Source organism: Virgibacillus salinus, assembly GCF_900102415.1.
GTDB lineage: Bacteria > Bacillota > Bacilli > Bacillales > Amphibacillaceae > Lentibacillus > Lentibacillus subterraneus.
The window spans coordinates 1124426-1138115 of record NZ_FNKD01000001.1 but is presented as its reverse complement, the minus strand read 5'-3'; the positions used below and the strand labels follow the sequence as shown (position 1 = coordinate 1138115).

The 13690-nt window shown below is 38.2% G+C and carries 12 protein-coding genes; 1 reads left to right on the top strand and 11 read right to left on the bottom strand.

Annotated elements, in window-relative coordinates; genetic code table 11:
- Window positions 1-24 precede the first annotated feature (24 nt).
- Window positions 25-1290, top strand: a complete 1266-nt coding sequence (locus BLS02_RS05330) for an exo-beta-N-acetylmuramidase NamZ family protein (protein WP_092491910.1) — start codon at window positions 25-27, stop codon at window positions 1288-1290.
- Window positions 1291-2235: 945 nt separating this feature from the next.
- Here the strand turns inward: BLS02_RS05330 and BLS02_RS05325 are convergent.
- The 11 genes from BLS02_RS05325 to BLS02_RS05275 all read right to left on the bottom strand — a co-directional run bounded on the left by BLS02_RS05325 (window position 2236) and on the right by BLS02_RS05275 (window position 13668).
- Window positions 2236-3078, bottom strand: coding sequence for a carbohydrate ABC transporter permease (locus BLS02_RS05325; RefSeq protein ID WP_092491909.1), 843 nt, complete (start codon window positions 3076-3078; stop codon window positions 2236-2238).
- 122 nt (window positions 3079-3200) lie between these two features.
- Window positions 3201-4094: a carbohydrate ABC transporter permease gene (locus BLS02_RS05320; RefSeq protein WP_092491908.1), complete on the bottom strand. Its 894-nt coding sequence runs from the start codon at window positions 4092-4094 to the stop codon at window positions 3201-3203.
- A gap of 89 nt (window positions 4095-4183) precedes the next feature.
- Window positions 4184-5479 carry an extracellular solute-binding protein gene (locus BLS02_RS05315; protein ID WP_439144712.1) on the bottom strand — a complete coding sequence of 432 codons (1296 nt, stop codon included), beginning with the start codon at window positions 5477-5479 and terminating at the stop codon, window positions 4184-4186.
- 116 nt (window positions 5480-5595) lie between these two features.
- The gene (murQ, locus tag BLS02_RS05310; RefSeq protein WP_092492241.1) at window positions 5596-6507 is read right to left on the bottom strand and encodes an N-acetylmuramic acid 6-phosphate etherase; all 912 of its coding nucleotides are present in this window, start codon (window positions 6505-6507) and stop codon (window positions 5596-5598) included.
- A 219-nt stretch (window positions 6508-6726) separates the two neighbouring features.
- Window positions 6727-7602, bottom strand: a complete 876-nt coding sequence (locus BLS02_RS05305; protein WP_092491906.1) for a MurR/RpiR family transcriptional regulator — start codon at window positions 7600-7602, stop codon at window positions 6727-6729.
- 20 nt (window positions 7603-7622) lie between these two features.
- Window positions 7623-8588, bottom strand: a complete 966-nt coding sequence (locus tag BLS02_RS05300) for an N-acetylglucosamine kinase (protein ID WP_092491905.1) — start codon at window positions 8586-8588, stop codon at window positions 7623-7625.
- 20 nt (window positions 8589-8608) lie between these two features.
- Window positions 8609-9649, bottom strand: coding sequence for an ABC transporter ATP-binding protein (locus BLS02_RS05295; RefSeq protein WP_092491904.1), 1041 nt, complete (start codon window positions 9647-9649; stop codon window positions 8609-8611).
- Complete coding sequence (locus BLS02_RS05290; RefSeq protein WP_092491903.1) at window positions 9618-10634, bottom strand: ABC transporter ATP-binding protein; 1017 nt, start codon at window positions 10632-10634, stop codon at window positions 9618-9620. Before BLS02_RS05290 ends, BLS02_RS05295 begins: the two co-directional genes overlap by 32 nt.
- Window positions 10634-11839, bottom strand: coding sequence for an anhydro-N-acetylmuramic acid kinase (locus BLS02_RS05285; RefSeq protein WP_092491902.1), 1206 nt, complete (start codon window positions 11837-11839; stop codon window positions 10634-10636). Before BLS02_RS05285 ends, BLS02_RS05290 begins: the two co-directional genes overlap by 1 nt.
- 24 nt (window positions 11840-11863) lie before the next feature.
- Complete coding sequence (locus BLS02_RS05280) at window positions 11864-12691, bottom strand: ABC transporter permease (protein ID WP_092491901.1); 828 nt, start codon at window positions 12689-12691, stop codon at window positions 11864-11866.
- Between the two features lie 32 nt (window positions 12692-12723).
- Window positions 12724-13668 (bottom strand): ABC transporter permease, encoded by a 945-nt coding sequence (locus BLS02_RS05275; protein WP_092491900.1) that lies wholly within the window; start codon window positions 13666-13668, stop codon window positions 12724-12726.
- Window positions 13669-13690: the final 22 nt, after the last annotated feature.

The following is a 13690-nucleotide window of genomic DNA, read 5'->3' as shown; positions in this document are numbered from 1 at the left end:
ACATAGAAAAGGAGCGTATTATTTATGAGAAAATATCTAATAACAATAGCAGCACTTCTTTTTGTACTCGGTTCTTTAACCGCGGTCTATGCAAATAATGGCGATAACAACGGAAAATCAAAAGGTAAAGATAAAAAGTTCGAGCTAGGCGTAGACGTTTTACTCGACGAACAAAAGGATTTAATTGAAGGTAAGCAAGTAGGATTAATTACTAACCCTACTGGAGTTGACAAGGATTTAAACAGTATTGTTGATGTTTTACACAACGACCCAGATGTTGATTTAACAAAACTATACGGACCTGAGCACGGTGTACGTGGTAGTGCACAGGCTGGTGAATACGTCGATTATTATATTGATGAAACAACTGGATTACCAGTATACAGTTTATATGGCGAAACAAGAAAACCAACACCAGAAATGCTTGAGAATATTGATGTATTAGTCTTTGATATTCAGGATGTGGGAACAAGATTTTACACGTATATCTACACAATGGCTTATGCAATGGAAGCTGCACAGGAAAACGATATTCCATTTGTCGTACTAGATCGTCCGAACCCACAAGGTGGCGAAAAGGTACAAGGGCCAGTACTTGATCCAGAATACTCTTCATTTGTAGGTAAGTATCCTATTCCATTACGACATGGTATGACTGTCGGCGAACTTGCGAAGTTATTCAATAATGAATACAATATTGGAGCTGATTTAACTGTTGTAGGAATGAATGGCTGGAAACGTAATATGTATTATGACGAAACACCATTAGAGTTTGTTATGCCATCACCTAATATGCCAACAACAGATACAGCTAATGTTTATCCAGGTGCAGCATTAATTGAAGGAACAAACGCATCTGAAGGACGTGGAACAACTAAACCATTTGAATTGCTTGGAGCACCATATATTAATAGCACTGAACTTGCAGCAACCTTGAATGAATTGCATTTGCCTGGTGTTGATTTCAGGGCAGCATCGTTCACACCTGCATTTTCCAAGCATAGTGGCACATTAAGTCACGGTGTACAGATTCACGTTACACACAAGCAATCATTTCACCCTATAAAAACTGGTCTTCATATCGTAAAGACATTGCACGATATGTATCCAGAGGACTTCGCATTCCGCGCTGAAAATAGTGCTGGCATTTCATTCTTCGATTACCTGGTCGGAAATGGTTGGATTCGTGAAGCAATTAAAGAAGGTAAATCAGTAGAATATATGGAGGAACAATGGAAAGATGAATTAAATGAGTTTAAAAATATCCGAGAAGGGTATTTACTATATTAAGAGTTGATAGTTACCCCCATAACTATAAAGGGTGTCCCAATAAATTTGGGACACCCACTTTTTTTTATTCTTTTAGGTATGTCACAGGATCTTATTATTACCAAGAGGTGGTTTAGTAGAATAAATAGAAATAACAATCTACAGGTGGAATGGAACAAGCTTTTCCTGACAGTATCTTTACTACACCGGGTAAAAGAAGTTCCTAATTGCATTTTCTATTTTATAAAGGTATTTTTTCGTAAATTTCACTGCTCTAACTCTCGCAATTGACATACACTGTTACGTAATGTGGGGAAGGTTACAGCTTTTTTAGTAAGGTGTTTTCTAAACGATTGTTGTTTTTGATAAGAATATATATGAACTACGACTGATTAAGGATAATCTTCGTTTGTGTGGCTCTCTGATCACGCAATCACCCCTCCGGGTACAAAGGCGACATCTGTTCAAGCTGAAGCTTTCACAGTGTCTTCCCTAGCCGCGGGCTCACCACGAGCCTCCGACGCATAGGACGTGCTAGTGCAGACGTTACCACAGGACGTGGCTGTACTTAGTCTACCTCGTTCGCAAAGAACGCTCTCTGTGGGGTCTCTTTGGATCGCTGTCCCACAGGAGTATCGCATATTCCAACTGCTGGTTATAATGGTTTAAACCTTGTTTATCCATCACAATAAGAATTTTTAAGTTATAGGTAGCCCACCACCCCAGCGGAGGAAATACACGGAGACTCCTGCGGGTCGGCTAAAGACGGCCACGTCCTGTGGCCAACGCCGACACTAGAACGTCGTGTTCGTCGAAGGAAAGGCATCGGCGAGACTCCGGAGTGCGCAGCACGAGGAGGCTCACCAGCCGCCCTAGGTGCGCGAAGTGTATTTCCGTAGCGGTATCATAGAACTTTAGAAAACAACCAAAAGCGGTAACCACAAAATAGTGGCTACCGCTTAAAAATTATCCTTTTATTGCACCTTCTGTCATACCTTTCGCAATCCGCTGCTGGAAGATTGCATAAAGAATAATGACTGGAAGAATTGCGATTACCAGACTTGCAAATAAAGTTCCCCAGGCGTTTGTATACTGCGCTTCACTACTAATAAAATCAATCGCTAATGCCAGTGTATAGTTTCCTTCCGACTGAAGAAAGATTAATGCCATGAAATACTCATTCCAAAATTGGATTGCATTCATAATCGTAACAGTAATAATACCAGACATGGATAACGGTGTAATTATTTTCCATAGAACACCATATGGTGACATACCATCCATGGCAGCAGACTCTTCCAGCGATTTTGGAATCGTACTGATAAAACTTGTCAATACAAAAATGGAAAATGGAAGCTGGCTTATTGCATACACAATAGCAAGCCCAAAGATATTATCCAATAAATTAAACTGTTCCAACAGGAAGAATAGAGGGATCCAACCGAGTACCATTGGAATCATCATCGCTGAAATATAAAGCGTAAATAAAAAGTTACTGCCTTTAAATCTAATTCTTTCAAGTGCATATGCAGTTGGAACCGCCAGTAATAACGTAAGCAAAGCGCCCACTACTGTTACAATTAAACTGTTAAAAACACTTGTGTCTATATTATATTCTGACCACGCAGTAACGAAGTTTTGAATATTCCATGTCTCTGGAAAGCCCCATGGATTGGCATATATCTCTGCGTTTGATTTAAATGAACCTATGAACATCCAAATAATCGGATAAAGTACAGCTATTGACCATAATATAAGCGGAATTCTAATTCCCGTTCTTGCTATAAATTGACCTACACTACGCTTCACTAGGTTATCCTCCCTTCTCGCAGTTAAGAAAATATAAAATACTTTCTTACTGCATAAGTGCAACTAAGGCTTATCTATATTAAGGCTTGGCGATAAGCCTAGTTTTCTAATACTCTAGTTTTCTAATATTCTACTTTTTCTCTTCGCATAAAGAACTGTAAGATTAACACAGTTATCAGAGAAAGAACTAAGATCATTACTCCGATTGTTGCACCATATCCAAAGTTATATTGCCGAAATGCTTGCTGATAGAGATACGACCCCATAACGTGTGTAGAGTTATTCGGACCGCCTCCCGTCATGATTTGCACAATAATAAAGGAACCGTTTAACGTTGTGATAACGATATATAAGATAGAAATTTTGATCTGTGGCCATACAAGTGGTAAGGTCACCTTCCAGAATTGCTGCCATTCATTTGCTCCATCTATTTCAGCTGCTTCATAAAAGCTTTTTGAAATATTAGCAATACCACCCATCAGTAAGAGCATGAATAACCCTATACCTGCCCATATTGACGGAAGAACAAGACTCGGTAAGGCCCAATCTTCGCTGCCTAACCATGGCTTAGCCCAACTCTCCAATCCAAGGAATTCAAGACCTGAATTAACAAGACCTAGACTTGGGTTATAAATAAACGTCCATAAAATACCAATTACAACGACAGACATTATATTCGGGAAGAAAAAGATGATACGGTAAAATGGCGCTTCTTTTATCTTTAATTGCGTTAATGCTACAGCAATAAACAAAGCCATAATCATTATACCGATAACCTTTGTGACAACAAGAAAATAATCATGCCAGATTGTAGCGGGGATTATCTCATCTTTAAATAACTTTACATAGTTATCAAACCCAATAAACTCTTTTACCTGTGACGAACCTGACCATTCAAAGAAAGAATAGTATAGACCACTAAACAAAGGATATAGGGTAAAAATACTAAACATTATAAAAGTTGGAATAAGGCAAAAGGCAAGAAATAGGTATTTTTGTTTTTTAGACTGTACCATCCAATCACTCTTTCTAAAAAATAAATATATGGAATGTAAAGCTATAGAAGCCCGCTTCACATTCCATACCGTTACTTAAACACACTTACTTATTGATTACGATATTCAGCAGCTGCTGCTTCTGCTTCTTCAACAAACTCTTCTGCAGTAATGTTACCCAGCATCAGAGATACAAGTGAATTACTAATTGGTGTCTCAAGATCTGAACTCATTGGATGTGGTTTATGGTGAATTTGTACTTGTTCAGGGTCATTTATCATCTCATTAGCATCGATTAAATAACCAGGAACATTTTCGTTTGAAGCCAAATCTACACCCTTAAGGTTCATGATAGCACCAGTGTGTTCTGAGAATGATTTCGCGTATTTTTTCGTAAAGACAAACTCAACAAAAGCTTTAGCAGCCTCAGGGTTTTCAGCCTGTTCTGCTATTGCTAATGGTCGTAAATCCGGAACAATTGCCATTGGCTCACCTGATTCCTGCATTGGTGATGGAATAAATCCATAGTCAAAGTCTTCCGGTGTATCGTTAGCCATTTCATTTGGTAGCCAGAAACCTACTGGGATAAATGCATTATCATGAAGCAGGAAGTTCATTTGTGATTGTGTATGGTTCAATGCACCAAAACCAGGATCAATGTATCCTTCTTCTGCCATTTTTTCTACCTTTTTCATTACATTTAAAACTGGTTCACTAGTCCAGGCACCTTCAGCACCAGTGATAACATCATTTAATAATTCATCTCCGCCAGCTGCACCAAATGCAGGATACAGCATACCTCTTAAGAAATAATAAGGGTGCTGACCAGTCGTTACAAATGGAGCAATGTCAGCAGAATCCTGAATATTCCCCATTGTGCTCATGAAACTATCAAAGTCTTTTGGTACTTCCCAGCCTTCTTCTTCAAACCAGGCTTTGTCATACCATGTACCCCATGTGTCGAATACTAATGGCAAGCTGTAAATATCTCCATCGTACTTAGCTGGTTCTACAATAAAACTGTCAAGAAGTGGTGAACCATCTTCTAGTTCAATGTCTTGAATCCAATCTGACAGATTCATTAACTGTCCATCTTCAACCATTTGTGTTTCACTTGACCCGGCACCATCAATGTATACAACATCAGGTGGATCGTCTGAAACCCAACGGGATCTCATTTCTTCATTAATATTTGGACCAGCATGTTCAACAACTTCAACGTCAGGATACTCTTCTTTGAATTCTCCAATTACTTCTTTCCACCAAGAGTCACCATAACCGCCGACAAAGTATTGAATCTCCATAGTTCCATTTACTTCTCCGTCGTTCTTCACATCTTCATCAGTTTTGCCATCAGCTGATGAATCTCCACCATCATCTGAACAGCCTACTGCCAAAAGAAGCATAACAACAGCTACCCATACTAAAGGACTTTTAAATAACTTCTTCAACCTAATTTCCCCCTTTGTATTAATAAATATATATGAAACCATTAATAGTTTATGAAACTATCAATGTTGTTTCAGACATTGTGCTGTAATGCATAATTAATTGCATCCCGAACATATCCATTACTGTACTCGATTGCATCCATGGCTTTCGGGTATGTAACACCTCCTTTAATCATCACAATTGCTGGTTTAACCTCATTTTTAGTAGATTTAAGAGTTTCTTCAGCTTCCTCATAAGAAACATTCGTAATTTCAATAATCGTACGCTTTGCTCGTTCCATTAGTTTGTAATTGCTTGCGTGAACATCAACCATCAGATTTTCATGAACTTTACCAAGCTTAACCATTGTTGTTGTACTTATCATGTTCAGCACCATTTTATGGGCTGTTGCTGCCTTCATTCGTGTAGAGCCTGTTAATACTTCTGGGCCAACAACGACTTCTATATCACACTCGGCAAATTGGCTAATCAATGATCCTTCATTACATGATAACGAAACCGTGTAAACACCAATATCTCGTGCATATTTTAGTGCACCAATCGGGTATGGCGTACGACCACTAGCAGTAATCCCAATTACAACGTCTTTGTCAGTGAGGTTTTTTGCTTTAAGATCATCCGCCCCCTGTGTTTCATCATCCTCTGACCCTTCTACTGCACTGAAGAATGCTCCATTTCCACCAGCCATAACGGTTTGCACCATGTCTGGCGGGGTCATGAAAGTTGGCGGACATTCAGATGCATCAATTACACCAAGTCGTCCACTCGTGCCAGCACCTACGTAGAAAAGTCGTCCACCATCTGCCAGCGCTTTATAAATATGTTCAATTGCTTTATCGACTTTAGACAAAACTGCTTCAACTGCTTTTGCCACTTTCTGATCTTCATCGTTGATCGTCTTTAAAATTTCCATAGTTGACATTTGATCCAATTGCATACTTTTTTCATTTCGCTTTTCGGTAGTTAACTTTGATAATTCCATTGGCATGTAATTCTCCTAACATTCACGTTGTAGATAAATTATTTAGTAGTTTTATAATTTTTATATAAAAGCGCTTTCAGTTATTTGATATAATTATAGTGCCAGTGAATTATTTTGTCAATAAAACGTAAAAATTTAGTAATAAAATTTCAATAAGCATAGTCTTATTTTATTTTATGCTAGATATAAAATGAAAATAGCTATTTTTTCAAAATAAAATCATTTCTTCTCCTTTGAGTCTTCTTCCCTTAGAAAGGAGACTGCTTCTCTCGTTTCATCTAAATGATGAATAGTTTCTTCATAATCCTCTGATGCTAAACACATTAATAAAATGTCTATTAAATGTAGCTGGGCAATTCTGGAGGAAGTTGCACCACTTCTGAAAGTCGCCTCTTTTGCTGCAGAGGTATGCAACTGTATGTCGGAAAACTTGGAGACTAATGAATTGCCATACTTTGTTATGCTAATCGTTGTGGAACTCTTCTGTTGGGCAAGATCCAGTAATTTACCTACTTCTTTCGTGCTGCCAGAAAACGAAATACCAACAACCACATCCTCTGGGCCTTTATTGGCAATTGCGGTGGCTGCCATATGTACATCCGAAAAGGACTGAGCATTTTTATCAATACGAATAAACTTCTGTTCTGCATCTTTAGCTGCTATGTAAGAAGCACCAAATCCAATAAATACGATGGATTTTGCATTTGATAAAGCAGTTACAGCTTTCTTTAAATTCTTTTCACTCATAATATCTACTGTTTCTTTAAGTGTTTGAATCGTATTTGATGTCACCTTATCGATAATATCTTTAAAATCTTCATTTCGTTCTATATCCCTATATCCTTTCACCGATCCGGCCTGTAAATCACCTGCTACACGAATCTTCAACTCTTGGAACCCATTGAATCCCAACGATTTACATAAACGGATGACAGCTGCACTGCTTGTTTGACTTTTTTCCCCAAGCATTAATGCTGTTAGAAGAATTGATTCCTCTGGATTATTCAAAATATACTCTGCTATTTTCTTCTCTGAGGGTGGTAAACTATTGACCATCTCTTTCAATATGACAAGTCCACCTTTTACATGCGACACACAATCACCTTCTCTTTTAATTAGAGTGTTGAAATAATATTTTGAACTACATTAGAATCCGGTTTTATATTTTGCAGTAAATAACTGCCAATTAATGATCCGCCGACAGGAAGCATTATTGGAATCGTAATAGTTAGATTTTTATATTCCTGCAGTTCAGCTTCAAGTAGTCTTGGCAACACTTCAGTATCACTAAAAACACCACCACATAACACTACTCTTGCTTCTTCATCTGGTTTAAAAAGTTTCATATATAATGTTCGGATACTTAAGCTTAGTTCATTTACTATATTATCCATAATATGCTCAGCAACCAAATCATTTTGTTTATAGGCTTCAAATACCAGTTTAGAAACAGGAGATATTTTACTTTTAGGTATTGGTGAAGCATAAATTCTCTGTATAAAGTCATATGGGTGTGTCACAGCAAAATATGTACAAAGCATTTCAAGTAAAATGGTTTTCTCTCCACGACCATCATTGGCTTTTAATGCCGCCATAATTCCCTGACGACCAATATCATAACCACTACCTTCATCACCAAACAAGTAACCCCAGCCACCTACTCGATCATGCTCCAGTTGCTGATTAATTCCATAGGTTATCGAACCAGTACCTGAAATTTGGACAATACCTGGTTCACCATATGTTCCAGAGTATAGAGCATTAACTGTGTCTGCTTCAACACATACCGTTACACTATTGGAAACCATTTGTTTAAGAATGTCTTCTAAGTCAGCTTTTGCTTTAGCATTGCCGACACCCGAAATGCCAGCAAATACGCTTGAGATTTTTTCAAACACGTCTGGTACTTGTTTTTTCATGTCTTGCATCATTGTGTCTAATGTTTGTATTAGTTTTTCACGGGACATAACATTTGGATTAGTGGGGCCTGCTGTTGTTTTAGCAACTATTAGACCATCCATGTCTGCAATAACTGCTTTTGTTTTCGTTCCACCCCCGTCGATTCCTGCTACATATTCCATCAGATTTCACCCTTGATTTATTATTTCAATACTTTTGTTGTTTCTCCAAAATTATAATCTGATTCGTTTGTTATATCAAGGTTACTTTGATCATATAGGTGACATGCAACCCAATGGTTTTCCTTTACTTCCCGATAAACAGGCTTCTCTATCGCACATCGTTCATGCGCCTCAGGACATCTTAGTCTAAATGGGCACCCTGATGGTGGGTTCGATGGATCTGGCACATCCCCTTGTAAGATAATCCGTTCTTTTTTCTCAGAAGGATGATTAGAAGGTATAGCTGAAAGCAGAGATTTTGTATACGGGTGTAGCGGATCGCTATAGAGTTCATCCGTTTTGGCTGTTTCCATCATTTGACCAAGATACATCACGCCAACCCTATCACTCACATGTCTAACTACATTCAAATCGTGAGAAATAAAAAGGTACGTTAATTTCAGGTCTTGCTGCAGCTCGATTAACAAGTTTAGAATTTGCGCTTGAATAGAAACATCCAAAGCTGACACTGCTTCATCAAGAATTACAACCTTTGGATTTAAAATCAGAGCTCTTGCAATACTGATACGCTGACGCTGGCCACCACTAAATTCATGGGGATGACGGTTAATTTGTTCCTTAGACAATCCCACTTTTTCAGCTATATCCATAATCCGCTGTTCAGCTACTTTTTTCGAACAAATATTATGTGTTAACAATGGTTCTAATAATAAATTCCGAACTGTCATTCTTGGATTCAATGAACTGTATGGATCCTGAAATATCATTTGCAAATCTCTTCGCAGTTTTCGAAATTCCCTCTTTGAATAATTCATGATATCTGTTCCATTATACAAAATCTCACCCGATGTAGGCTCATGCAACCGTAATATGGAACGACCAGTAGTAGATTTGCCACATCCGCTTTCCCCTACTAACGAAAATGTTTCCTCTTCATTTATTTCAAAACTAATCCCATCGACCGCTCTTACAACGTTATTGGTTCTTTGCAGAATTCCTGACTTCTGAGGAAAGTGTTTTTTCAGGTTACTAACCTTCAACATTACTTGATCTGTACTCATTACTTTTTTCCCCTCCCTCTTGATAAAGCCAGCATCTGCTGGTGTGATCATCATCTATTTGAAAAAGTGGCGGATCCTGCTGCCTGCAAATATCCATGACATGCGGACATCTTGATGCAAACCTGCAACCTGATTCTTTCAATTCTGCAGGAGCAGGAACATTGCCAGGGATTGAATATAATTTTTTCGTCTTATCTCCTAGTGACTGTACAGATTCCAGTAAACCGACTGAATAGGGGTGTGTCGGATTATCAAAAAGCTGTTCAACTGTTGATTCTTCAACTAATGTCCCTGCGTACATTACCGCAACCCGTTCACATGTCTCAGCGATAACACCTAAATCATGTGTAATCATTAGAATAGAAGTATCATAATCTTGCGTTAGATCATTCATTAAATCGAGAATTTGCGCTTGAATAGTAACATCTAGTGCAGTAGTCGGTTCATCCGCTATTAGCAATTTTGGTTTACAAATTAATGCCATTGCAATCATAACTCGTTGACGCATTCCACCTGAAAGCTGATGTGGATACCGTTTCAATAACTGCTTTGGCTCAGCAAATCCTACCTTTTCAAGCATATCAATTATCATGTCTTGCATTTGCTTTTTTGTATACTTTCCATGGAATCGAAGTACTTCTGAAATCTGATGCTCAACCGTAAATAACGGATCAAGAGCTGTCATTGGCTCCTGGAAGATTATTGATATTTCATTTCCACGTATATTCAGCATTTCTTTTTTTGACAGTTTTGTCAGATCAGTAGATTCATCAAGAATGATACTCCCATTACTAATACTCAATACATCTGGTAATAGGTTAAGAATTGACAGTGACGTTAAACTTTTACCGCTACCGGATTCACCAACTATTCCATATTTTTGTTTTTTCTTTATAGATAAGTTTAGTCCGTTTACGACATTATGATTTTGCTTATCCAAAGTTACATCTACTGAAAGATCGTTTATATCCAATATTGTACTCATTAAGATCCTCTCCTCAAAGTATCAATCCGTTCGAGGGCATCGGGTTGTGTATAAGCGATTTTCCCCATAATAACTTGCCTTTTTGCGCCTGTCGCTGAAGGAAGTTGATTATACTTTCCGAGAATACATTGAAACCCTAATACTGCAAATGCCATAGCTTCTTTTAAATCACTAGAAATATCAAAGTGTTCATGTGTGAAAATGATCACTTCAGGTAAATGATAGTTTAACCGTTCGATCAAATATGGATTATAACTGCCCCCACCACCAACAATGACCTCATCAATCTTATACCCTTTATCCATTAAAAATTGATTGTAACTATGGGCTATGGTTAGTACTGTCCACTCGCTGACAGTCGCAACTAAATCTTCTGGATTCATCTGTCCGTATTCTTTAAAAATTTCATCAACAAACTGATTACCAAACAACTCTCGACCAGTGGTTTTAGGTGGTTCTTTTTTAAAGTAGTCGTGACTCATTAGTTTGGTTAACAGCCGCTGATTAATATTACCTCTATATGCCATCTCGCCATCTTTATCGTAATTACGTTTGCCATTCGTCAGCCGATAGACAACCTCGTCAATCACCATATTCCCAGGGCCTGTATCAAATGACTGTATGCCATCACTGTTACTATTTTCTGGTACGTAGGTTACGTTGCCAATTCCGCCAATATTTTGGATAGCACGTGATTTGTTCGGATTTTTAAATAATAAGTAATCAACATACGAAACAAGTGGAGCTCCTTGTCCACTCGCCGCCATATCTGCAGTTCGAAAATCGCCAACAACTGCAATGCCAGTTTCTTCAGACAAAACAGATATGTCTCCTATCTGCATGGTCCCGGCGACATCAAGATTAGATTCTCCATCAAAGGGCTGATGATAGATTGTCTGTCCGTGCGAGCTAATAAAATGAATATCATTCTTTGATACGTTTGCTTGTTTCAGCAATTTGTTTACAACACTGCCAAACTCTTTTCCAAGGAACATATTAATCGAATTTATCTTTTGTAAAGTTGCTGTAGACGGACTGCAAACCTCCATTAACGCATTACGCACATCCGTATCGTAGTGTTGTGTTAGCGAATCTATAATGTTTACATCCACATTATCCTTTTTCTCTTCTATCTCAACGAGCACTGCATCTATGCCATCTAATGAGGTGCCTGACATTAAACCTACACCCAATGCTTTTCCCATCTTTTTCACCTCTACATTTACTTCTTATTTCAATTTCGGATCTAATATATCTCGTAAACTATCACCTAATAGGTTGAAGCAGAATATTGTAAACACAATTGCACCTGCTGGGAACAATATTGTCCATGGTGCAAATTCCATATATGCCCGGGATGAATTAAGCATAACACCCCAGGATGGGTCTGGAGGCTGCACACCAAGACCCAGGAAGCTTAATGCTGCTTCAGTCAATATAGCTCCGGACAATCCAAGGGTTATTTGTACAATAAACGGTGCCATGATATTAGGTGTTATATGTTTTGAGATAATTTTTACAGGGGAAACACCTATTGCTACAGCATTTGTGATATATTCATTTTCTTTCACACTAATAACAGTTCCTCTTACAACCCTTGTAAATACCGGTGTGAATACAATTCCAATTGCTATCATTGTATTGGTTACACTTGGTCCCAGTACAGCTACTATAGTTAGGGCTAATAATATATCAGGAAATGCAAAGAATACATCCATTATCCGCATGATAATCTGGTCAGCTTTCCCTTGGAAATAACCAGCTAACAGCCCGAAAATCAAACCACCGGTAGCTCCTACACCAACTGCGATTAAGCCTACTTTCAAAGATACCTGTGTGCCATAGACAATCCTTGAAAATATGTCCCTGCCAAATTCATCCGTACCGAAAATGAATTGTCCGCTCGGCCCCTCCATTGTATGTTCTGTAAACATCTGCTCAGGGCTATACGGTGCAATAACAGGTGCGAGAAACCCGACAATAATAACTAACAATACGCCAATACTTCCTATTAGCCCAACTTTATCCTGTCTTAAACGTTTCAGAAATTGTTTCATTGAATCACTCTTTCTATATTCTAAGTCGATTATTATTTGTAACTTATTCTAGGATCTAAATAAGAATAAAGAATATCAACTAGTAAATTAATCATCACAAATACAAATGCTATAAATAGTACTGCACCCTGCACGACCATAAAGTCACGTTGTGTTATTCCTGTAAGTACTAGCTGCCCCAATCCAGGCAATGAGAATATTTGTTCAATGATGACCGTCCCACCTAACAATGTGCCAATTTGCAAGCCGATAATGGTTAAGATGGGGATCATGGCATTTCTGAGCGCATGCTGAAAAATTACAACTCTTTCTTTTGCACCTTTTGCACGAATTGTACGTATAAAATCCTGTCTCAATATCTCCAGTACTGATGAACGTGTCATCCTCATTACAGCTCCGGCCATTGCTGTTCCTAAAACAATCGATGGTATAACCATAATTTCCAAATTTCTCATTGGATCCTCGAAGAAACCAACATAGCCAACTGGAGTACTATAAGAGAACATTAACGACAAAATAAGTATCAGAACTGTTGCCAAAGCGAAATTTGGTACTGATACACCTAATAAAGATATAATCCGAACCCCAAAATCAACATTACTATTACGTTTCATAGCAGCTATAATACCTAGTGGAATTGCTATAACCCACGAAATTAGTGCAGATAAAAAAGTTAACTCAAACGTTAATTTAAAACGGTTCAAAATATCAGGCAACACTTCTTTTCCTGTTCGCATAGACTCGCCAAAGTCTCCTGTCAGAACTCCACCTATCCAATTCAGGTACTGTTCATATAAAGGCAAATTCAACCCAAAGTCCTGTCGAAGCTGTTTCAACGCTGCAGGTGTTGCATCCGTACCTAATATTGTCTGCGCAACATCACCTGGAACTACGCGCATAACAACAAAAATAAATAAAGATACTCCGAAAAGTACTGGGAATAGCATCAATATTCTTCTCATTATATATGTATACATCGTTACTCACCCTTAATAAGAG

Excerpts from the sequence above, each read along its gene's own strand:
- BLS02_RS05330 (WP_092491910.1), top strand. The coding sequence starts at position 25 with ATGAGAAAATATCTAATAACAATAGCAGCACTTCTTTTTGTACTCGGT.
- BLS02_RS05320 (WP_092491908.1), bottom strand. The coding sequence starts at position 4,094 with ATGGTACAGTCTAAAAAACAAAAATACCTATTTCTTGCCTTTTGCCTT.
- BLS02_RS05315 (WP_439144712.1), bottom strand. The coding sequence starts at position 5,479 with ATGCTTCTTTTGGCAGTAGGCTGTTCAGATGATGGTGGAGATTCATCA.
- murQ (WP_092492241.1), bottom strand. The coding sequence starts at position 6,507 with ATGGAATTATCAAAGTTAACTACCGAAAAGCGAAATGAAAAAAGTATG.
- BLS02_RS05300 (WP_092491905.1), bottom strand. The coding sequence starts at position 8,588 with ATGGAATATGTAGCAGGAATCGACGGGGGTGGAACGAAAACAAAAGCA.
- BLS02_RS05295 (WP_092491904.1), bottom strand. The coding sequence starts at position 9,649 with ATGAGTACAGATCAAGTAATGTTGAAGGTTAGTAACCTGAAAAAACAC.
- BLS02_RS05290 (WP_092491903.1), bottom strand. The coding sequence starts at position 10,634 with ATGAGTACAATATTGGATATAAACGATCTTTCAGTAGATGTAACTTTG.
- BLS02_RS05285 (WP_092491902.1), bottom strand. The coding sequence starts at position 11,839 with ATGGGAAAAGCATTGGGTGTAGGTTTAATGTCAGGCACCTCATTAGAT.
- BLS02_RS05280 (WP_092491901.1), bottom strand. The coding sequence starts at position 12,691 with ATGAAACAATTTCTGAAACGTTTAAGACAGGATAAAGTTGGGCTAATA.
- BLS02_RS05275 (WP_092491900.1), bottom strand. The coding sequence starts at position 13,668 with ATGTATACATATATAATGAGAAGAATATTGATGCTATTCCCAGTACTT.